Genomic DNA, 22,061 nt, shown 5'->3' on the forward strand with positions numbered 1-22,061 from the left:
CTATGACAAGCAAACTGTTTGAAACTTATGCACTAAATGATCAAATTTCACTACAAAATCGTATTTTGATGGCGCCGCTTACCCGCTGTATGGCGGATGATAACTTGGTGCCAACTGATGCAATGGCCGACTATTATGCACGCCGGGCCGATGCTGGGCTTATTATCTCTGAAGCCACCATCATTCGTCCAGACGCTCAGGGTTATCCGAATACACCCGGCCTGTTTACGAGCGAGCAAATTGACGGATGGCGCAAAGTAACCGATGCGGTGCATGCCAAGGGGGGTAAGATTTTTGCACAGCTATGGCATACTGGCCGGGTCGCTCACCCGCACTTTTTTAATGGTGATAAAGTACTGGCACCCAGTGCCGAGAAAGTGGAAGGTACTGTGCCCCGAATGCGGGATCTGAGCTACATCACACCAACACCAGCCACACTTGATGACATCAAACAGCTCATTGCTGATTATTCGCAAGCCGCCAGCAATGCCATTGATGCCGGTTTTGATGGCATTGAAATTCACGCAGCCAACGGTTATCTGATAGACCAGTTTTTACATTATGAAAGTAACACACGTACTGATGAGTATGGTGGAACCCCTGAAAATATGAGTCGTTTTGCCCTGCAAGTTATCGACGCTATCGCAGATCGTATTGGTGCAGAGCGCACAGCCGTGCGTCTAACACCAGGCGCTTACTTCAATATGCAGGCTGATCCCCGTGATAAATCGGTCTTTGATTACCTGCTGGCACAACTGGAACAGCGTACACTGGCATTCGTGCACATAGGTATCTTTGATGATGCTATGGAATTTGACTTCCTAGGTGGGCGCGTTTCTGATTACGTCAGAGCAAACTACAGTAAAACGCTCGTCGGTGTGGGCGGCTTTACACCACAATCAGGTGAACAAGCGCTGCGTGACGAACGTTTTGACTTACTGGCTATAGGCAGGCCTTTTATTGCCAATCCGGATTATGTTGAAAAAGTCAGACAAGGCGAAACACTGACGCCCTATTCTGAAGAAATGTTGGCAACCTTAGTGTAACCAGCTGACAGAATATAAACAGGTGCGGATGATCATCTTCCGCACTGTTTCTCCGATTTCGGTGATTACTGCTCAGTCTTTGTGGTGCCGGGCATAATCACGGGAAGCTCAGCAGCTTGCCAGTCACGAAAGTCACCACTGAGGTGCAACAGGCTAAAGCCACGCTCAGCCAACGCTTGTTCAAAAATCGCTGCACGACGCCCGGAACGACAATAGACCACCAGCGTTTGAGGTTTTAGCGTATCCAGTAAAGATTGGTGTTGTGAGATCTGGTCAAACGGAATATTAATGGCTCCTTTGAGATGCCCAGCCTCGAACTCATTTGGGCTTCTGACATCGACTATGACATGCGCCCGGGCTGACATCTGATTACGCAGCAGTGCCTGCTGACTAATGATATCGGTTGCTGCTTGTGCAACGAAACAAAACACACTGAGCAACACAAAAATACTCATCCTTACCACATAACCCTCTCTACTTCTTAGACTTGCCAGTAATTGATAGCGTAGCAAAAAAGTCCGTTATCCACCTTAAGAATAATTTATATAAAAAAACAAAAAAACAGGAATAAAAACCTTTCTTAGTTTAGATTTACTCGCAACAGGCACATCGCGCAAGATGGGAATTTTTCATACAGAAGGCTTACCATTTATTTTACAATTACTTAGTTATTTGATCTGGCTCATTGGTAAGACAACTAAGGCTATAGTCTAATACTCAGCAGCTTGTTTTACTCCTATTACTAATACTTTAAAGATAGTGAGCACTTGGCAGATCAGTGAAAAAGAAACATCAGAGCAAAGCTTGAGCTTTTACTCTATTTTGCTATATTTTTTATCAAACCTGAGATAGCTATACCTTACCCCTCAATAAGGGACAGAACAAAAATAACGAATAAACAGATGAAAATTTGTCTTGGGAATTAAATATATCGGTTATGAATTCGTCACAATGGCGAATGACAATAACATCAGTTCGTAAACCTTTTCGGTTGTATTAAACCCAACCGGAAACGTGGCTTAGAAGTGCGATAGTTGAGCCGCCTTAAGTTCGGAAGAGCAATATGGAAAGCAAAAAAATCGCAGTCGTCACTGGTGCACTGGGTGGCATCGGTTCAGCTATCGTTAAAGAGCTGGTAAATGCAAACTGTTTTGTTGTGGCTGTTGCCAGCCCGCGACGTACCTCAGCGGATATTGACGCCTGGCTCAATGAGCAGTCGATCAACCCAGCTGCGGTACATGGCATATTCCTGGATGTAACTGATCATCAGGCGTGCCAGGAACAGCTCGATGACGTCATTGACCAGTTTGGTCATATCGATATTCTGGTCAATAATGCAGGCATCACACGGGATACCTCATTTAAAAAGATGACCCTGACACAGTGGCAGGAAGTTATCGACACCAACTTTAACTCTATGTTCAACATGACTCACCCGGTCTTTGCACACATGTGTGCAAACAAATCAGGCCGCATCATCAATATTTCCAGCGTGAACGGCCAAAAAGGCCAGTTTGGCCAGGCTAACTATTCAGCTGCCAAAGCTGGAATGATCGGCTTCAGCAAAGCGCTGGCTTACGAAGGCGCCCGCGCAGGCGTAACCGTAAACGTGGTTGCCCCTGGCTATACGGCCACCCCTATGGTTGAAAAAATGCGTGAAGATGTGCTCGAAAGCATCAAGGCACAAGTGCCGATGCAGCGCTTAGCCACGCCACTCGAAGTGGCTCAGTCGGTCGCTTACCTGGCGTCTGATCAGGCTGGCTATATCACAGGTGAAACGCTGGCGATTAACGGCGGACTTTATATGAACTAAGCGGCGTATATCAGGATTGAGCCTACGCTCTGAAGTACCTGGGCAGTAACGCTACCTATACGGACTTTTTTGATAAACAGGAAGCACACCATGTACAACGATCTAATGAAAACTTTTACTGAGCAAAGCGAGCAGTTTTTCTCTCCGGCAATCAAGTTCAACCAACTGGTTGCTAAAAACATTGAGCAACTGGCTCAGATCCAGCTTGATGCAACAGAGAGCTTTACTAAAACTTCTGTTGAGCAGCTGAAAACAGCCGCTGAAGTAAAAGATGTTAAATCTTTCATCGACTTCAATGCAAGCCAGCTCACAGCAATGAACAAGCTGAGCCAGCAAATGATCGACGATGGTCAGAAGCTGACTCAACTTGGCAACGAGTTCAAAGAGCACCTTGACGCAATTTCTAAAGACAGTGTTAAAACCACTGCAAAAGCTTAATCGCTGTCGTCTGCCCCTGCCTATTGCAGGGGCATTTTTTTAGCCTGTTTTTTGTAGTGGCTGATCCGCTATACCAAACACGACACAAGACACGTGCAATCAATTTGCCTATTAGGACACGAGTAATGGATACCGATAACACAGATCTTAATAAAACGCTGACGGCCTGGTGGCAGTACAATCAAGATCTCTACACTATATTCAGTAATAACCTGCTCAAAGAAAACCCCGTTCAACAAGCCCTGAACGAGCAAAGTGCCCGGGATTTTGGTGTCTGGTTGAACGAAATAGCGAAGCAGCCAGAAACCTTTGTTCAGCATCAGTTTGACTGGTGGCAGGAACAAATCAAAATTATGCAACAAACCTGGGGACAGGGGTTCGACACCGAACAACCTGATATCATCGAAACAGAGCGTGGGGATCGCCGTTTCAAGGCCGATGAATGGCGTGATAACCCTTGGTTTAATTACATTAAACAAAGCTATTTGCTATTTGGTCAGTCTTTACTGTCGTCTATCCGTGAAACACCGGGACTGGATGACAAACTCAAAGAGCGTCTGGAGTTTTTTGCCCGCCAGGTGGTGAACTCTATCTCCCCGAGCAACTTCATTTCCACTAACCCTGAGCTGCTTAAGCTGACGTTAGATTCAAAAGGTGAAAACCTGATCAAAGGGCTGGACATGTTTAAAAAAGACCTGGCCAAAAGCGGTGACATGCTGCGGATCAGCATGACTGACGAACACGCTTTTGAGCTGGGTAAAGACATCGCGACCACCCCAGGACGCGTGGTATTCCAGAATCATTTATTCGAACTTATTCAGTATGATGCCACCACCAAAGATGTATTCAAAACGCCTTTGCTGATCGTGCCGCCTTATGTCAATAAATACTATATTCTGGATCTGAAACAGCAGAACTCGCTGGTAAAATGGTCTGTTGATCAGGGCCATACAGTGTTTATGATTTCTTGGAAAAACCCGGATGCCAGTATGGCTGATGTGGGTTTTGAAGACTACATTGTAGATGGGGTCATTGCGGCACTGGATGCCATTGAAAAGCAAACCGGTGAAGCCTATGTCAATGCCGTAGGCTACTGCATTGCAGGTACTTTGGTCACCACAGCGATGGCGTACTTTGTTTCGAAACGTATGAAGCACCGTATTAAGAGTGCAACCTTATTAACGACCCTGTTGGATTTCTCACAACCAGGTGAGATTGGCGTGTTTGTCAATGAGCCAACGATTTCTGCGCTGGAAAAATACAACCTGCAAAATGGCATCATGCATGGTCACCTGCTGGGTGTTTCTTTCAGCATGCTGCGCGAAAACAGTCTGTACTGGAATTACTACGTTAATAACTACCTTAAAGGTGAGGCCCCCATGGATCTGGACCTGCTGTACTGGAACGGCGACAGCACCAACCTCACCGCAAAATGTCATAACTTCATGCTGCGCGACCTGTATCTGGAAAACCGCCTCGTACAACCTCGTGAAATTGAAGTCAGAGGCACCAAGATAGACCTCAGTAAAGTCAAACAGCCTGTGTACATGTTATCAACACGAGATGACCATATCGCCCTGTGGCAGGCTACTTTCCAGGGCATTCAGCACACCAGCGCAAAAACCACATTTGTACTGGGTGAATCTGGCCACATTGCTGGTGTGATCAACCCACCAGCCGCGGAAAAATATGGTTTCTGGTATGGCCCGGAAGCAACCGGTGAAGCCAATGCCTGGTTGGACAAGGCCAAGCATCAGAGTGGCTCATGGTGGCCACACTGGGGTAAATGGTTAAGCCAGTATACCGATGAGAAAGTGCCCAAGCGCGTCACCAGCAGCAAAACCAATCCAGGCATTTATGCTGCGCCCGGAGAATACGTTAAAGTTAAAATCTAACCGACTAAGAGGCTGCCAATTGGCAGCCTTTATTTTTGCCGGAGCAGCTCACTGTGTCTGGCTGACATCATATGTAAACCACTCAGCCTGACGGCCTGCTTGCTTAATCTTGGAAAATCCTGACGTAGCTTGTAACTGTGATAAAGATTACTGAAAATACTGCTGCGAGAGAGCCTGTCCAGCTGACTCAGAAACACCTTTGCGCTATCTGGCTGTCCTGCTGGTGCCTGGGCCCTGCAACAGGTCTGATAACGCTTTAGCAAACTCACCAAAGTCAGAGCAGGATCTTTTTGCCGCAATGCCAGCTCCGCTTCTATAAAAAATGCCGCACCACTCCAGTAAACACGCGCGTGAGCCCTGAGCCGCCACATATCCTCACTGACCCGGGCAAGTGGACCCGGTGTCTCCCAGGTGCCCAATCGGCCCCGCTCCAGACCCGCCATGATCCGCTGTACGTACTCATCAGTGGTGATCACACCGCCGTGCAGCATAATGACGTTTTGTAAATAGGTGGCAAGGCCTTCAGCTAACCAGAAGTCCGGATAATCGAGCAAAGGATGATACAGGTGGGCCAGCTCATGATACAGGGTCCAGTCGCTGATCAGTTGCTGCTGCGTTGCGAAATAGCTGATATGCAACTCAATTCCATCCACTTCGGAGCGGTTTACGGCCCCCCAGGGGACCGGTTCACTACTCAAATAAACATTCTGTAGCTTCACAGGCAGATGAGATTGTGCCAGGGGGCCCAAAGTCTGCTCAGTCGTTCTGAGCCCCTGGTTCAGCCAACTTTTAACAATGGCTTGCTGCTTGCCATCGAGCACATGCAAATCCTGATAAACCACTTCTGTGGCCCAGCACTGCGAGCACAGTAATACGGCCCCTATCAATCCGCGCATCACGCCTCCTGTTAGCCTATTTCTCTCACCATAACATACACCAGCTACTTGTTCCCCGCCTTGACAAAGTGGGCGTACGTAATTTTGTTTTATGGCCAAAAGCGCTGATTGAGATCACTGAGATCACTGAGATCACTGAGAACACTTACATCCTCTCCTGCCTGGCTCTGAGTCACACTCCTTCAGTGAAAAACTCACTCGTAAAGAGCAAAATTTCTTGTTAGACACACAAGTCGATTGTCCGTTTAATGCGACCCATCACCAAGACTTATTGAAATCACTTTTTACCTATTAAGGAAGTTTAATGACAGATTTGATCTCTTCTGAGCAGGCACGTGAATGCTACAACGTGCGCCACTGGAGCCAGGGCTTCTTTGGTATCAATGATCAGGGAGAGGTAACCGCCATGCCAACAGTAGATAACCCGGGGCACGCCGTTACTTTGACACACATTGCCGCGCAGATTAAAGCGCAGGGCTATGGTTTACCGGCTTTGGTGAGATTCCCGCAGATTCTTGAGCAACGTGTCAATGACATCTGTCAGGCGTTTAATACAGCAATTGCAGATTACCAGTATCCCAAAGACTATCTGCTGGTTTACCCGATCAAAGTAAACCAGCAAAGAGAAGTGGTTGAAGGGCTGATCGCCAGTCAGGCCGGCAAAGAGAAAAAACAGTTGGGCCTTGAAGCAGGCAGCAAAGCTGAGCTATTGACCGTGCTGGCATTGAGCGAAAAAACCAGTGCGGTGATCGTTTGTAACGGCTACAAAGACCGTGAGTACATTCGTCTGGCACTGATCGGAGAAAAACTGGGCCACAAGGTATATATCGTACTGGAAAAGCGCTCAGAGCTGGATCTGGTACTGGCCGAAGCCAAAGCTTTGAATGTAACGCCCAGACTGGGCCTGCGTGTACGTCTGGCTTCTCAGGGTAAAGGGAAGTGGCAAGCCAGCGGCGGTGAAAAGTCTAAGTTTGGCTTGTCCGCTTCTCAGGTGTTAACTGTGATCGAGCAGCTAAAACAAGCAGACATGCTGAGCGCATTGCAACTGGTGCATTTTCACCTGGGGTCGCAAATGGCCAATATCCGGGATGTACGTTTGGGCGTAAGCGAAGCCGCACGATTTTACTGTGAGCTGCGCAGATTAGGCGCAAACCTGGTCATCCTGGATGTGGGCGGCGGCCTGGCGGTGGACTATGACGGTACACGCAGCCAGTCACACAACTCAATGAACTACAGTCTGGCTGAGTACGCCAACAACGTAGTTTATACCATAGGTGATACCTGTCAGCAGTATAACCAGCCGATGCCGACGATTATTTCGGAATCGGGCCGGGCACTGACGGCACACCATGCGGTGCTGATCACCGATGTGGTAGGCACTGAGAGCTATCAGCCTGAGCAACTAACTGCGGTTACCAGCGATGCGCCTCAGCTGCTGCGCAATATGTGGCGTTCATGGCAGGCACTGAGCAAGCAAAGCGACGACAGAGCGCTGATTGAGCTCTATCACGACACGCAAGGCGACCTGGCGGAAGTACATGGACAATTTGCCATGGGCATGCTGTCGCTGGAGCAACGCGCCTGGGCTGAGCAGGTAAACTTGCGTATTTGCTACGAATTGCAGCAAAGAATGGACAACAAAAACCGTTTTCATCGTCCGATCATCGATGAGCTGGGCACCAAACTGGCCGACAAGTTCTTTGTGAACTTCTCCTTGTTCCAGTCACTGCCCGATGCCTGGGGCATAGATCAGGTATTTCCTGTGCTGCCGCTGAGCGGCCTGACACAGGCGCCCAAAAAGCGTGCGGTGCTGCTCGACATCACCTGTGACTCAGATGGGGCGGTGGATCATTATGTCGATGGTCAGGGTATTGAAAGTACCCTGCCTGTACCTGAATACACCGCAGATGCCCCCTACTTGCTGGGCTTTTTCCTGGTCGGTGCCTATCAGGAGATCCTGGGCGACATGCACAACCTGTTTGGCGACACCCACAGTGTGGTGGCCCGGGTGGATGCACAAGGTCAGCTACAAATGGATGATATTGATCCAGGCGACAGCGTGGCGGATATGATGCGTTACGTGCACCTGGATGTGGCGGCATTTAAGGAGAATTTTATTGCCCAGGTCAATACTCGACTGGAGCAAGCCGATCAGGCGATGTGTCTGACCGAGCTGGCGTCGGGTCTGGAAGGCTACACCTACCTGGAGGAGTGCTAAGTGAAGCAGTTGTTCGACCATTGCGATCACTCGTTATACTCAAACGGCATGACGTTTTTACGTCAGCCCATGGTGCGCGACATCGCCCATATTGAGTCCGACGTAGTGGTGCTGGGGTTGCCATTTGATTTGGCAACCTCGGGACGCCCTGGTGCCCGTCTAGGTCCGGATGCGATCCGTCGCGCCTCGGTCCACTTAGCCTGGGAAGGTAAACGTTACCCTTGGCAATTTGCGCTATGGGACAAAATTAGCCTGCACGATGCTGGCGACTTTACTTATCCGGTGGGGGATCCGGAATACTTTACCGCGCAGCTGGAGTTGGCGGCAGAGCAGATCCTCCATCAGGGTAAAGCCTTACTTGGATTGGGCGGCGACCACTTCGTCACCCTGCCCTTGTTGCGGGCGCATCAAAAGATACATGGCAAAATGGCATTGGTGCATTTCGATGCTCATACCGACACCTACAGCCAGGGCTCACGCTATGACCATGGCACTATGTTCTTTCATGCTCCCAGAGAAGGGCTGATCTGTCCCAAGCACTCCATTCAGCTTGGGATCCGCACAGAGTTCGAGCAAAGCAATCATGGCTTTGCCGTCGTTGATGCGATGCAGGCCAATGATATGGATGCACAGACCATTGCCGAGCAGATCAAGGCCAGAGTCGGCGACCTGCCGGTCTATCTGACCTTTGATATCGACTGCCTGGACCCGGCCTTTGCACCCGGTACTGGCACGCCGGTCTGTGGTGGTCTCAGCAGCAACAAAGTGCTGAAGATCCTGCGCGCACTGCAGGGGATTAATATCGTTGGTATGGATGTGGTGGAAGTCTCTCCCGCATATGACCAGAGCGAGCTGACGTCTATCGCCGCGGCCACCATCGCCTACGAATTGCTCCATTTATGGGCTATTCGCCACAAATAATTTGAGGCGCCTGCGGGCGCTTTTTTGTTGCTATCAGCACAAAACTTCCGCGCAAAAAACGTCCCAAACCATGCCTTTTTCGTATCCTCTTTGTTTACTATCACTGCTAATTTATTGCTGTGTGAAAGGCGGTTGCTCAGAACGTCGCCTTTTGCAGAGGTGCAGTGCGCTCTGTCACAAAGTGATGTGCACTTAACTCACAGCCACACAGCGTTGTATAGCACACTGCAACAAAATGGATGACGTCTTTTTGGTCAATTGGAATGGTCAAACTTATGAAAACACCTAATTATACAACACTCACTCTCGGAGCTTTATCACTCGCTTTTTCTCTTCCTCTGCTGGCAGCAACCAGCGATAACGCCAACTCAGGCGTGGGGATTAATCTTACCGGCATTAATTACTGGTCCAGTCAGTGGACCACGCTGAATGTCATGAAGCACGCTTCTAACGGCAGCGGTCAGCTATGGGCAACCAGTAATGCTCATACCTGGGAATACAACACCGGCCATCAAGCGTTACTGGACCTGGACGAGCAAGGCTGGCCGCGATCTTTACCTAGCGACTCACCCGATGCGCCTTTTCACTATGTCACCACCATTATTTATCACGATAACCCGCACCACCCAGTCGGTGAATTTGTGATCTTATATGAAGGTGAAGGGGAGCTCTATTACTCGGGCCCTGAACTCATCAGCTCAGAACCCGGACGCGACGTGGTACGTATGTCTGAAAATAGTTTCTTCCATTTACAGATCCACGCCACTGACCCAAACAATACCGGCAACCATATCCGCAATATCCGTATTATTGCGCCGGGCGGAAGCTGTAGTAACGCCGCTACGGATTACGCCGCCAATGCGGCAGACTGTGTTAACCCTGAGCAGTTTGTCGCGTTCGAGCAAAGCTATCAGGAACGGATATTCCATCCACTCTTTTTGGATGATATGCGCCAGTTCCGTACTTTGCGTTTTATGCAGCTGCTCAGCACCATAGATAACCCGATCCAGCACTGGGCGCAGAGAAACCATTACGATTACGCCAGCTGGGCCCTCAATGGCGGCAGCCCCTATGAAGTGGCCATTGCCATGAGTAACAAGCTGGGTGCCGAACCCTGGTACACGCTCCCAGTCCGGGTGGATGATGAGTATATCCGTCAGTTTGCGCAGCTGCTAAAAACGCAAAGCGAAGGCAACTCATCAATTTATGTAGAGTTTGGTAACGAGCTGTGGAACAACGCCTGGCCGTATATTTTCGATGGCCTGTATCTGGAGGAGCAAGGTAAAACCCTTTGGCCCGACACCAGCTACCACGACATTGAATATCGCATGAATTACTACGGGCTGCGCAGCGCGCAAATGTGCGACATCATTAAGACTGAGTTTGCAGAGGATGCCGGCCGTATACAATGCGTGATGGGCGGTCAGACTGGGGTACCCTGGATAAGCGAGCAAGCACTAAACTGCCCTATTCACGCAGCTGGCGTCGGTCAACGCTGCGCCGATAATATGGATGTACTGGCGGTGGGCAGTTACTTTGCCGGATACTTTGCCGATCAAAAGTATCTGCCTATTTTACGGGATTGGGCCAGTGACGGCGCTGAAGGCCTGAATAATCTGTTCGAGGAAATGGACTCGGGCATACTGCATGGCCTGACTTACAACCCCGATGAGCCACCCTGGTGGCAGGCTCCTGAACAGGGTGCACTGGCGCAGGCCAGAGACAACATTCAGGGCAACCTGGCACTGGCACAGCAAGATGGTTTGATGCTCGCAGCTTATGAAGGCGGCCAGCACCTCACCTATGCCGGAGATATTCGCGATGGGCGAGATACCATTAGCGAGGCTTTATTCCTGAGCGCCAATCGTGACCCGCGCATGGCGGCGGCATTTACCAACCACCTGAACGATTGGCAGGCATCCGGTGCTGGACTATATGTGGTGTTTGAAAGCATCGGTCGCTGGGACAGCTGGGGCGCATTTCCGCTCAAAGAATATCAGACTCAACCCCGTGAGCAGGCACATAAATACGATGCCGTGCTGAGCTTTATAGAGCAGACGCCCTGCTGGTGGACTGGGTGCGAGCAAAACATACAAAGTGGTAATATAGAGAGCGTCCCCGCAGGTGAGGGCTCACCCCAGGCCGCGATGTTGAACCTGAGCTCGTCAGCCTTGTTTAACAGCAATGGCGTTGGTCTGAGCTGGCAATTCAATGATGTTGCCGAGATACCGGTGAAGTTTCAGGTCTATCGCGATGCGCAACTGATCTGGCACACCACCGCCAACAGCTACGAAGATCACTGGCTCCCGCTTAATCAGGCCTACCAGTACCAGGTTCGTGCTATACACAGCGAAACGGGCACAGTGATAGCAGAGGCAAGCCTGAATACCAAAGCCGGTGACAGCGAACCACCCACTGCCCCCGCTCAGTTCAGTGTGCAGTCGGATGGGGCTTATGGCGCAACATTGCAATGGCAACCCAGCGCAGATAATCAGGGCATTCGCTTTTACAAGATTATCCGCAACGGCCAGCCCTATACCCTGAGTGATACAGCCCACTTTGACGACCCCTGGCCACCCAAAGGGGAAGTCAGCTATCAGGTTATCGCCATTGACCTGGCCGGCAATCAGTCCGATGCTTCGCCTGTCGGCACTTTGCTGATCCATTGATATATTTTGGTTGCCAGCCTCAACTGGCAACCAATGCCAACCGGCAAGGCCTCATTTATCACGCTTTAGGTGCCGTAAACTAGCCACACATGCCGACACAAGCCACCTAAATCATGCCTTATTGATTGATTTGTCATCAGTCTGACATTTTTTTAAATTTTTTGCTAAAGAAGTCGCACAGCCGGACGATACACTAATCATGGCAGGCAGCGACTATCTCTTCCATCGCCATGACTTTAAAAGCTTTATCAACTTATACCCCAAGATAGTGCAAATCGATACGGCTCGTTCCTGGTTTTTTGGCTTTGAACGAGCAATCCCCTTTTTCATACCAAAACAGCCGCAAATGGGACGTCCGTCTTGTCATTAAATCGACAATACATACAAAATTCACCAAGCTTAGGTTAAAGGTACGATTACAATGAAATATTAGTCGCTGTTGGCTCCGAGCACTGTTCAAGTAACATATCGCTTATATGCAGATGGTGCCTATGCCCTGAAAATAATGCGCTCAAACAACCACCCATATACATCTTAATATAAAAAAGCCCCACTCCGTGGGGCTCAATTTTAAATACCAAGCAAGTCACCGTAATGGGCGACCTGGCAAGCTAGCAGCCTATATCCTTAAGCGCTTAAAAATCCAAAGCAGAATTTTAAAGGATAACGCGTAAAGCGAGATGAATAAGACAAAGGCACATCCCAGCACACCCAAAACCAACTCTCCCGGGTGTTCACTTCCGGGTGTATTTGGATCAACCCCAAATGCTATCGCAATTTTATGGATCAAAATAATAGACACATAGGTTATGGCACTGCCATTAATTATATGAAATAAGGCCCGAAGCCTTTTTCCCCCTTCAGTTCTGGCATCTGAAATTTTTAATGAGTTCATTATTGGCACTCTGAATGATCTATACATATTTTATCCGCAGCGGTGACACCTGCTGCAGCCCCCGAGCTATAACCCGCCCCAACTTGTAAGTCTGCCACAGCAGATTTAGTTGTTGCATTGGTCAAAGACTGCGAATCTGACAGTACCCGCTGTGAGGTCGACGGTGTCATATTGTGTGACGCATTGGTGACCGAGTTATTAGGCAGGTTTTTCGTAACCGCTTTTTTAACGGCTTCCCCAGTATACTTGGCCAGCGCCCCCCCTGCCAGCCCCGAAGCACCGGCGGTCAATACCTTAACCGGCTCATAAGTCCCTGTCATAGTCTGGTTTGCCATCTCGCCAATCGCATTGGCTGAGCCCCCTAAGAATGCGGAAGAAGCAACCCCGGTGCCCAGTGAAGACCCCAGCCCTACAAGGCCTCCTACTGCCGATGCACGCCCCAGCGAGCCAATTGTCCATTGATCATTTGTAAAGTATTCCGTTGCTCCACCGATCACAGCGCCAATAACTGTGGCAGCGATCTGGACAGCAAACTCACCATCCGGATCGACATACTTATATGGGTTATTATTGGCATAGGTATAACGGTTAAACCCATGAACAGGATTGCCTCGCCCGATATGCCCCATCACATCAACAGGATCATTAGAATAAAAACGACCTATCGCTGGATCATAGTATCGAGCTTGCATATAACTCAGACCAAGCTCTTTATCGAACTTATGCCCAGTATAGCCTACGTCATCGTTATTGCTCTCTAGCGTCTCACCGTACGGCAAATAGTTTTGCTCATCAGCGAGCACTCCCTTCGGTGTTACGCTGCCATACTTGGCAATCAGTTTCTTGCCTAAATAGATATAATTTACGCCTTCGCCACTTACATGGTGATTTTCACGATACATCAACTGGCCAGCCTGACTGTACATGCTGTAACTGGTACCCTTCTGCTCTACCTGTTTAACGCGTCGGTTATGGCCATCGTAAACAAAATGATTGCCATTTGCTGAGGTCATCTGGTTGGCACGATTATATGCCAGAGAGAATTGACCATTGTGGGTAATATTTCCTCTGCTGTCATACTGAAACGTACCATACTTGCCGCTATAGCCAGACACACTCGTTAAGCGGTTAGTTGTGTCACTATAGGTATAGTTGAGCGTTCTCTTACGATTCTGATAGTACCGAATATTACCTAGCGCATCATAACGCATGGTACTGCTGCCAATTGAAGCGCCGCCACTCACCTCTACCAGCCTGTTTAAACCATCATAAACCAGGTCGTTCAAGCTATAGCTTAGGCTTGTAAGGTTTCGTATTGAGATGACATTTTCATTGTTATCAAAGCCATACTGTAGTGATACCACTTTACCCATGTTACCTTCATCTCTCACCCACTGAGGTAAAAGGGAATCTGCATCAAGTATAGTGTCGTGCTTTACACCGTTGCCGTAGTAAAAGCTACTAAGGGTGCCGTTAGGGTGATACTTGACCAACCTGGCGAAAGTCTGCTCCAAGGAACCATCTTGATTATAAGACCTTACCTGAGTAGGTTGCCCAAAAGCATTGGGCTTGTAAGACACGTTTGTGCCATCTGGATAAACGACTCGACTGATATGACCAAACTTGTCATAGCCATAATCCAACATTAATGGCGCATGGTTTTCTATGTAGAGCTGTTCATCTTCCAGCAAGCCACGGTTATTATAGCTGTACCTATGTTCTACATTACCAGCAGTCTGGGTGAGAACATTTCCGAGCTTGTCACGGGTAATTTCTAAATCAGGCGTACCTTCCGGGTAGTTGACTTTATGCAAATCACCCAGGTTGTCATAGGTGAATATGGTTGCATTACTGGGTCGAGATGACACACATGAAGTGTTCGAGGCTCCCTGGAGGTGCCAATTGAGCGCTCCCTGTGCATCTGTACTGACTAAAGTGTTACCTACATCCGTACGTTTAATCAGGCACAAACCCTGGTGTGCATCATATACACGAGTCTCTGTTAGTGACTTTCCAGCACCTTTTTGCGTGATGTGGGTGAGTTTATTGAATATATTATAAGTAAATTCAGTAATAACCCCTTCAGGTGAATCTATTGCTGTTGGCTTGTCCTGCTTTGGTGTACCTTTGGCATCATAACTTATAACCGTGACATTGCCGTTGGCGTCAGTTTTTTTCACCTTACTATTCGCCAAATAGCTAAAATTAGTAGTACCTAAATTGCTTTTTGACACAGACTTCAAACGTCCGAGCGTATCATATGTATAACGAACCCCCTTAGTTTCTGTCGAAGATGCTGACTTATATGATCGAAACACAATTTGATTTCTATGGTTATAGCTAAACTTCTGGTGTACAACTGAATGCCCAGAGACAGCGTGCTCTGAAAGATCCGTAAAGGTCACCTGCTTTAAACGGTTCAGAGCATCAAAATAGTGTACTTCACGAGACTTGGCTGGTCCGTCACATGTCTTAGTATCGGTATTCAATTGACACCGAACAACTGTACGCTTATTCGCAATATCATCCCAGGAAACTTGATAACCATACCAGCTCCCCAGAACAGGATCATTCTCAAAGAGTATTGCTGAAACCCTACCTACCTTATCAAAAGAATAATAAGATTTTACACCGTTATAATCCTCAACCCTGTAAATATTACCGTCATTATCGACATTTTGTACTTTTAGCATCACGCCTGAATCATAGCGGTTTTTTTTGTTTATTCTCCTTGGTATACCACGTTTGTAACCGTCATACTCAACATACTGAACGCCTAGCCCATTACTATTATATTCAACACGCTTAACATTCCCTCGGTCATGATACTCAGTATAACGCTTTATCCATCGTCCATAAGCTAACTCTTCATAAGGCTGCTTAGCTCCACTGCTATGGTATTTAATCTCTCGTACAGTCTTATATCCGTAGTCTGAATTCGAGACTTTCTCTGTTCTTAACTTTCCCAAATCCCATAAGTCAAGGTCATGCTGATAACTGTATGCACGATACTCTTTTTTTCCACTAAAGCTGTTACTCTCAACTTTCTTTGTGTAATAGCCATATTTATCATATCCTTTGTACTCAGTTGTATACACGGTATTTTGTTGAGAAGCGTCACTGGACAGCACTTCCACAGCTTTAGATAAATTCACCCTAAAATCTTCAGAACTTAAGTTGTTATTTAAATCACAGCGGATTGAGTTTCCATCTCTTAAACCTGACATCCTGTCACAGGTATTTAGTATTTCCCGGCCTTTAGCAAAGTAACTAAGCTCTTTCTTCTTGAGCTTACTACTAGACTCATCAATAGAGTATATGGCTTTTACTTTGCCTTCAGAATAAGAGTTTGAATTACGATCTATGTAATATATGATTTTTTCATTTTGCCCTGAGATAGTCGTGGTTTTAACATCCCGATTTTTTGACACTGACGCAGGTTTTCCGTAAGAAAAAGCAACTTCAATCGGCCTGGTTATACGACGATTTACCTCTTTTATTACATTACGACCATCATCATGATATAAACCAGCATTCTCAGAGTAACTGTACCTCCATGTCATTGCGTTAATTTTATCACCTGATATTTGTTTATAAACCAAGTTCCTTCTAGCAGAACAATTAGCTGGGTTAAAATAGGTCTCCAACCTTCCTGGCGAGTATTTATCTTCGATAAAAACCTTTACATCTTCACGCCCATGATATATTGTTTTTATTCCGTACTTTATATTTAATCCATTTGGTGTGGTGACTGTAAAGTACTTTGTTTTTCTATCATCTAGATCGCTAATTTCACATTTACCCGGGCTTTCACCAACACGGCTTTTGAATTTAGTTGTAGCACGATACTGTGCATCATAAAATTCAGCGGGATATTTCCACTCAGTTTTATTTGGCAGAATAACCCTTTCCAACTTATTATCATCTGAATAAATATATTGCCACACCTTGCCATTTGCCCTAGCTTTAGTGAGCATATTATTTGAGTAAATTAGATCAATAATTCGACTATCATTACTAAATACTCGTATAAGTTTACCGTTAGAGTATTGATACGTAATAGTATTACCATACTTATCTTCCACCTTAGTCGCCATCATCATCGCTCTACGACCCATATTACCAATCGGAAAGGGCAGACCGTTTGGTCTGACCACTTTATGGTCGAAGTAATATTTAGTGCCATCCGGAGAAGTCACTTCGAAACCTTGTCCCTGACCATCCGCTCGCTGATAACAATCAGTCACTTTGTAAAGGCTCTTAGTAATCTTCATACCGCTAAAGTCACCACTACCTTCACGGATATCTTCAGTTACTTGCCCCGGAATATGTAGCTTCACACCACTCCAGTAACCTCCTAATTCTTGGTGGCTAGCACTGCCATAAGCATAAGTGTACCACCTGGAGCTATCGCTACATTCATATCCATTTTCCCAGCCACGCCCATTTCCTTGAATACGAAAGCTGTGAGTAAGGTCACTTGAGTCAACATACGTAGCACGGATATAAGGCACATCCAATAGCCATGTACCCATTCCCGTGTTTCTAACATCTCCAAGCGCATTCATGAAAGAAAAAGGACTGTGTACACGTTTAAGTTCAACCGGAAGTGATGAGTTTCCAGGAATTGAGATGTCTGTAACCGCAAAACTTATGGTGCCTGATATAGGGTCATATGCATCCCCTTCGGAACTGGCTGCATTGACGCTGAGTGCGCGCGACTTTGTATCCTGTTCCAGGATATACTCATCAGCATACACAGAAGTGATCGAGAGACTGACAGATAAAAGTAACGAAGAAAAACCCTTTTTGAATGTCTTTTCCATGCTTATTGTTCCTCCATATAAGACTCTGCAACGGGGCTACCTAGCAAGTCAGTATGAATAAATACCACTTTCTTCCTAAAAGAATAACCCAGAGAATAAGTGCCGGTATTAGTACATGTATTATAATTACAGGCTACGACACGTACCTGAAAATATTCAGAGTTTTTTCCTGTATAACCACTATGAAGCTCGAAGAATGTCTTATCCGTGATAGCGACATCTACCCAAATACCTTTTTCATTAAGTACCTGGATTTTATATTTACTGGCATGCTTTATATCATCCCATGAAATAGTTTTCCCGCCACTAGAATCTGAAATTCGAATATTCTTTGGAGATGAAAACTTATCTTTGGGAATATATGGCAATATAATGGTGATTTTGCCTCTCTTAATAGGGATCCAAGTTGTACTTGCCGATGCAGAGCCTATAGATAGCAAAGCGAAAAGCAGAACTATTTTTTTCACATTTCTTCCTGATTTATATTGAAAATATCATTCCCCGAAAAAACAGTACGGTATCGGCTATAACCTATAGTCAAAGTTCGTATACTGAAGCAACGGGAAACATAAAAACAAAAAGGCATATGCAGTATGCATATGCCTTTTTTGACTGCGCAGTTAAGCGCGAATTGGAGTTAAGCTTTGCGCCAGGTCGTTTTACCGGCGCTGTCTTCCAGCACCACGCCCATTGCGGTCAAAGCATCACGCGCGGCGTCGGCTGCAGCCCAGTCTTTGTTAGCACGGGCATTTTTACGTTGCTCTATCAGGGCTTCTATTTTTGCCACTTCGTCTTCGTCCTGGTCACCATGTAAAAAGGCTTCCGGGTCTTGCTGAGCAATACCCAATACTTCTGCCAGTTTCACCAAAATAAAGGCATGTTCACCCGCCGCTTTGGCATCTGAGTCTTTCAGCAGATTCACTTCTTTGGCCAGTTCAAAAATCACCGGCAGCGCTTCCGGGGTGTTGAAGTCGTCGTTCATTGCTGCTTCAAAACGTGCAACGAACGGGTTGCCCTCCAGTTCCGTTTCAACCAGTTCAACGCCACGCAGTGCCGTGTAGATACGCTCTAATGATGAACGTGCCTGCTCAAGGTTTTCCTGTGAGTAGTTCAACTGACTGCGGTAGTGACCGTTGATCAGGAAATAACGCACGGTCTCGCGGTCATACGCTTTAAGCACTTCACGCACGGTAAAGAAGTTGCCCAATGATTTAGACATCTTCTCTTTATTGACCTGCACCATACCAGTATGGATCCAGGTATTCACATAACACCCATTATTGGCACAGCATGACTGAGCGATTTCGTTTTCATGGTGCGGGAATTGTAAGTCCGAGCCACCACCATGAATATCAAACAACTCACCCAGATGCTTAGAACTCATTGCGCTACACTCAATATGCCAGCCTGGGCGACCCTCACCCCAGGGTGATGTCCAGCTTGGCTCACCCGCTTTGGCTTTTTTCCATAACACAAAGTCCAACGGATCGTCTTTGCCTTCTGCCACTTCTACCCGGGCGCCGGCCTGGAGCATATCCAGATCCTGCTGAGACAGCTTGCCATAGTCTTCAAAAGTAGAGACATCAAACAGCACATCTCCATTACTGGCAACATAGGCATGGCCTTTTTCAATCAGGCGCTCAATCATTTCGATGATCTCGTCCATATGCCCCGTGACAGTCGGCTCAATATCTGCGGGCAGAATATTAAGCGCTTCAAAATCTTCGTGCATGGCCTTGGTCATACGCACGGTCAGTGCATTGATCTCTTCTTTATTTTCTGCGGCACGTTTAATGATTTTATCGTCCACATCCGTGATATTACGTACATAAGTTACTTCGTAGCCTAAATGACGTAGGTAACGATTCATGACGTCAAAAGAGACATAAGTACGAGCATGGCCTACATGGCAGAAGTCATAGATAGTGATACCACACACGTACATGCCTACTTTGCCTTCCACAATCGGTTTAAACTCAGTCTTTTGACGTGTTAGTGTATCGTAGATCTGCAACATGTAGCTTTTTTCCTAAAATTTATCCAAATTCCCAGCAATCATATCACTTGCACCGCTCTGGCTCTATAAAAAATCTTACTCTCATCGGATGAAAAAGTAACAGTTAGTTGACAATTTCGCCGCTCGTCCACTCTGGGACTTTGTAGTTATCGATTTGTGCTATAAAATAGGCTCCTAATATGAAACGTGTAAATCAAGGACCTGTTATGGTTGTTTTACAAACAAACTTTGGCGATATCAAAATCAACCTGTTTGCTGACAAAGCGCCGGCAACGGTTGAGAACTTCTTAAAGTACGTTGAATCTGGTTTTTACAACGGCACTATTTTCCACCGTGTCATTGATGGCTTTATGGTTCAGGGCGGCGGTTTCGAGCCTGGTATGAACCAAAAAGAAGTCGGTGCGCCAGTTAAAAACGAAGCCAATAATGGCGTAGCCAATAAAATAGGCACGCTGGCAATGGCGCGTACGCCTGATCCGCACTCTGCAACGGCACAGTTCTTTATCAATGTGAACGACAATGACTTTTTGAACTTCAGCAGTGAAACGGCACAGGGCTGGGGTTACTGTGTGTTCGGTGAAGTTGCTGAAGGCATGGACATCGTGAACAAGATTAAAGACGTAGCGACTGGCTCTGCGGGTTTCCACCAGGACGTACCGCTGGAAGATGTTGTGATTGAAAAAGCATTCGTTGCTGAGTAAACGACTGCTTTTACAGCTTGAGAGGGATGTACAACACATACGTCCCTCTTCTCCTTTCCAGCCCTAGCCTGAAGTTGTCTCCATGCGCAAAAGCTACTTTATTTCTGATCTGCATTTAACCGAACACCGCCCTGACATCACTGCCGCCTTTTATAGTTTCCTCAGTAAACATATGCAGGATGACGTCGATGCCTTGTATATTTTAGGTGACTTTTTTGAGGTCTGGATTGGCGATGACGAAGGCAATCCGCTGGCACTGGAAATTGCAACCAAGCTGCGCGCAATTTCCGAACGTGGTATTAAATTGTTCTTTATTCACGGTAACCGGGATTTTCTGGTGGGTCAGCACTACGCAAAGCTGTGCGGCATGACCTTACTGCCGGAGCAAACTGTGATTGACCTGTACGGCACCGCGACCGTCATTTTACACGGTGATGAAATGTGTACGCAGGACGAGGTGTATCAGAAATTTCGTAAAAAAAGTCGTGGCTGGTGGTGGCCGAAGCTCATGCTATCTATGCCCTTATGGTATCGTCGTCGGGTAGCACGTAATGCCAGGGAAAAGAGCAAGCAAAGCCAGATGGGAAAAGCACCGGAAATTTTAGATGTGACCGAAGAAGCCGTGCTGGCAATGTTTGCCCGTTACAAAGTCAGCAATATGATCCATGGCCACACACACAGGCCTGATGTCCATCATCATAATGGCCAGACCCGCACAGTACTGGGTGACTGGTATAGTCAAAGCTCTTATCTGGTGGCGACTGAGCAGGGTCAAACCCTCACTCAGCATTCTTTTTCAGACTAGTTCACGCAACCAGCTGTGGCGCTCCACTGTGAAATTTAAAATCACTGTCCGGAGCTAAGATCAGCGCGTTTTCGATCTCTTTGAATTCACCAACCCGGGCCACAATATCGAATCGCTGTGGATCCGTGGCGTCGGCAACTTGCTGTGCCAATTCCAGATAATCCTGATAATGACGTGCTTCTGAACGCAGCAGCGACACATAAAAGCGTCCAATGTCCGGCTCAAGATACGGGGCCAGTTTGGCAAACCGCTCACAGGAGCGCGCTTCGATGAAGGCACCGATGATCAGTTTATCAATCAATGCAGCAGGTTCGAACGTGCGCACATGCTTGATCATCCCAGACGCATAACGGGATGCGTTAAGGCTCTGGACCCGCAACCCTTTCTCGTTAATGATATCCAGCACCTGCTCAAAATGATGTAGCTCTTCTTTGATTAGTCGCACCATCTTATCCAGAATATCCTGATTGTAAGCATACTCAGGCTTTGCGGTTAAGCTACCAATGAGCTCATTCTTACTGGCACTAAACTGACCATCGCCAATTTTACGATAAACAAAGTCTTCATAGGGCTTGATCCAGCCCAGCAAAGTTTGTGCAGAGGCGTTATCTACCGCATATTTACGGATTAAAAAGGCGGCGCTTTGTGCGGCTTTCAGCTCACAATGCATGTGATCAACCAGCAAGGCTTGAAGATGTTCTGGTTTTTTCGCTTCGTCTATCCAGCTGTTGGGCGTTTCACATCCCAGAAACTGATAAATGGGTGCCAGCAGGTCGGCGTACTTCTCTAACATGTCTCAGGTAATCATTCGCAAAAATTGCCCCATTCTACCACAAGCGTGCCAGGGGGCACTATGAGAGGCTGCGAGTTAACACAAGTTTGTGCCAGATCAAAGACGCTGGGATTTCAGATTTGTTTCTT

The 22,061-nt window shown here is 47.2% G+C and carries 15 protein-coding genes; 9 read left to right on the forward strand and 6 right to left on the reverse strand.

Translation table 11 applies throughout. From position 1 onward, the window contains the following. The first annotated feature begins 2 nt into the window (after positions 1–2). A complete protein-coding gene (locus CWC22_RS14400; protein WP_138539472.1) occupies positions 3–1,046 on the forward strand; it encodes an alkene reductase in 1,044 nt (347 codons plus the stop codon). Between the two features lie 65 nt (positions 1,047–1,111). On the opposite strand, the gene CWC22_RS14405 is transcribed toward CWC22_RS14400, so the two are convergent. Further along, a complete protein-coding gene (locus CWC22_RS14405; RefSeq protein WP_138539471.1) occupies positions 1,112–1,501 on the reverse strand; it encodes a rhodanese-like domain-containing protein in 390 nt (129 codons plus the stop codon). 608 nt (positions 1,502–2,109) lie between these two features. On the opposite strand from CWC22_RS14405, the gene CWC22_RS14410 reads away from it, so the two are divergent. The 3 genes from CWC22_RS14410 (at position 2,110) to phaC (ending at position 5,192) form a co-directional block, all read left to right on the forward strand. Then, positions 2,110–2,859 (forward strand): SDR family oxidoreductase, encoded by a 750-nt coding sequence (locus CWC22_RS14410; RefSeq protein ID WP_125559813.1) that lies wholly within the window; start codon positions 2,110–2,112, stop codon positions 2,857–2,859. Between the two features lie 90 nt (positions 2,860–2,949). Further along, a complete protein-coding gene (locus tag CWC22_RS14415) occupies positions 2,950–3,297 on the forward strand; it encodes a phasin family protein (RefSeq protein ID WP_010382711.1) in 348 nt (115 codons plus the stop codon). 125 nt (positions 3,298–3,422) lie between these two features. Then, the gene (phaC, locus tag CWC22_RS14420; protein WP_138539470.1) at positions 3,423–5,192 is read left to right on the forward strand and encodes a class I poly(R)-hydroxyalkanoic acid synthase; all 1,770 of its coding nucleotides are present in this window, start codon (positions 3,423–3,425) and stop codon (positions 5,190–5,192) included. 29 nt (positions 5,193–5,221) lie between these two features. On the opposite strand, the gene CWC22_RS14425 is transcribed toward phaC, so the two are convergent. Beyond that, positions 5,222–6,088 carry a M1 family metallopeptidase gene (locus CWC22_RS14425; protein WP_138539469.1) on the reverse strand — a complete coding sequence of 289 codons (867 nt, stop codon included), beginning with the start codon at positions 6,086–6,088 and terminating at the stop codon, positions 5,222–5,224. A 304-nt stretch (positions 6,089–6,392) separates the two neighbouring features. Between CWC22_RS14425 and speA the strand changes: the two genes are divergently transcribed. The 3 genes from speA (at position 6,393) to CWC22_RS14440 (ending at position 11,896) form a co-directional block, all read left to right on the forward strand. After that, on the forward strand, positions 6,393–8,306 hold the full coding sequence (speA, locus tag CWC22_RS14430; protein ID WP_138539468.1) for a biosynthetic arginine decarboxylase: 1,914 nt from the start codon (positions 6,393–6,395) through the stop codon (positions 8,304–8,306). Further along, positions 8,307–9,227: an agmatinase gene (gene speB, locus CWC22_RS14435; RefSeq protein WP_138539467.1), complete on the forward strand. Its 921-nt coding sequence runs from the start codon at positions 8,307–8,309 to the stop codon at positions 9,225–9,227. Positions 9,228–9,502: 275 nt separating this feature from the next. After that, the gene (locus tag CWC22_RS14440) at positions 9,503–11,896 is read left to right on the forward strand and encodes a hypothetical protein (RefSeq protein ID WP_138539466.1); all 2,394 of its coding nucleotides are present in this window, start codon (positions 9,503–9,505) and stop codon (positions 11,894–11,896) included. 894 nt (positions 11,897–12,790) lie between these two features. Here the strand turns inward: CWC22_RS14440 and CWC22_RS14445 are convergent. From CWC22_RS14445 to cysS, 3 genes are all read right to left on the reverse strand, one after another. Beyond that, on the reverse strand, positions 12,791–17,617 hold the full coding sequence (locus CWC22_RS14445) for an RHS repeat-associated core domain-containing protein (RefSeq protein ID WP_138539465.1): 4,827 nt from the start codon (positions 17,615–17,617) through the stop codon (positions 12,791–12,793). Positions 17,618–17,619: 2 nt separating this feature from the next. Beyond that, the gene (locus CWC22_RS14450; RefSeq protein ID WP_138539464.1) at positions 17,620–18,084 is read right to left on the reverse strand and encodes a hypothetical protein; all 465 of its coding nucleotides are present in this window, start codon (positions 18,082–18,084) and stop codon (positions 17,620–17,622) included. Positions 18,085–18,254: 170 nt separating this feature from the next. Beyond that, a complete protein-coding gene (gene cysS, locus CWC22_RS14455; RefSeq protein ID WP_138539463.1) occupies positions 18,255–19,634 on the reverse strand; it encodes a cysteine--tRNA ligase in 1,380 nt (459 codons plus the stop codon). Positions 19,635–19,840: 206 nt separating this feature from the next. On the opposite strand from cysS, the gene CWC22_RS14460 reads away from it, so the two are divergent. Both CWC22_RS14460 and CWC22_RS14465 read left to right on the forward strand, forming a co-directional pair. Continuing rightward, positions 19,841–20,335: a peptidylprolyl isomerase gene (locus CWC22_RS14460; RefSeq protein WP_125563452.1), complete on the forward strand. Its 495-nt coding sequence runs from the start codon at positions 19,841–19,843 to the stop codon at positions 20,333–20,335. Between the two features lie 82 nt (positions 20,336–20,417). After that, a complete protein-coding gene (locus tag CWC22_RS14465) occupies positions 20,418–21,140 on the forward strand; it encodes a UDP-2,3-diacylglucosamine diphosphatase (RefSeq protein WP_138539462.1) in 723 nt (240 codons plus the stop codon). 1 nt (position 21,141) lies between these two features. On the opposite strand, the gene miaE is transcribed toward CWC22_RS14465, so the two are convergent. Further along, the gene (gene miaE, locus CWC22_RS14470; RefSeq protein WP_125563456.1) at positions 21,142–21,933 is read right to left on the reverse strand and encodes a tRNA isopentenyl-2-thiomethyl-A-37 hydroxylase MiaE; all 792 of its coding nucleotides are present in this window, start codon (positions 21,931–21,933) and stop codon (positions 21,142–21,144) included. Positions 21,934–22,061 lie beyond the last annotated feature (128 nt).

Source organism: Pseudoalteromonas rubra, assembly GCF_005886805.2.
GTDB classification, from domain to species: Bacteria; Pseudomonadota; Gammaproteobacteria; order Enterobacterales; family Alteromonadaceae; genus Pseudoalteromonas; species Pseudoalteromonas rubra_D.

What these genes read in the sequence shown, in the direction of transcription:
- CWC22_RS14460 (WP_125563452.1), top strand. Translation starts at nt 19,841, where the DNA reads ATGGTTGTTTTACAAACAAACTTTGGCGATATCAAAATCAACCTGTTT.
- CWC22_RS14425 (WP_138539469.1), bottom strand. Translation starts at nt 6,088, where the DNA reads ATGCGCGGATTGATAGGGGCCGTATTACTGTGCTCGCAGTGCTGGGCC.
- CWC22_RS14400 (WP_138539472.1), top strand. Translation starts at nt 3, where the DNA reads ATGACAAGCAAACTGTTTGAAACTTATGCACTAAATGATCAAATTTCA.
- CWC22_RS14410 (WP_125559813.1), top strand. Translation starts at nt 2,110, where the DNA reads ATGGAAAGCAAAAAAATCGCAGTCGTCACTGGTGCACTGGGTGGCATC.
- CWC22_RS14405 (WP_138539471.1), bottom strand. Translation starts at nt 1,501, where the DNA reads ATGAGTATTTTTGTGTTGCTCAGTGTGTTTTGTTTCGTTGCACAAGCA.
- CWC22_RS14415 (WP_010382711.1), top strand. Translation starts at nt 2,950, where the DNA reads ATGTACAACGATCTAATGAAAACTTTTACTGAGCAAAGCGAGCAGTTT.
- cysS (WP_138539463.1), bottom strand. Translation starts at nt 19,634, where the DNA reads ATGTTGCAGATCTACGATACACTAACACGTCAAAAGACTGAGTTTAAA.
- miaE (WP_125563456.1), bottom strand. Translation starts at nt 21,933, where the DNA reads ATGTTAGAGAAGTACGCCGACCTGCTGGCACCCATTTATCAGTTTCTG.
- CWC22_RS14440 (WP_138539466.1), top strand. Translation starts at nt 9,503, where the DNA reads ATGAAAACACCTAATTATACAACACTCACTCTCGGAGCTTTATCACTC.
- CWC22_RS14445 (WP_138539465.1), bottom strand. Translation starts at nt 17,617, where the DNA reads ATGGAAAAGACATTCAAAAAGGGTTTTTCTTCGTTACTTTTATCTGTC.
- speA (WP_138539468.1), top strand. Translation starts at nt 6,393, where the DNA reads ATGACAGATTTGATCTCTTCTGAGCAGGCACGTGAATGCTACAACGTG.
- CWC22_RS14465 (WP_138539462.1), top strand. Translation starts at nt 20,418, where the DNA reads ATGCGCAAAAGCTACTTTATTTCTGATCTGCATTTAACCGAACACCGC.
- phaC (WP_138539470.1), top strand. Translation starts at nt 3,423, where the DNA reads ATGGATACCGATAACACAGATCTTAATAAAACGCTGACGGCCTGGTGG.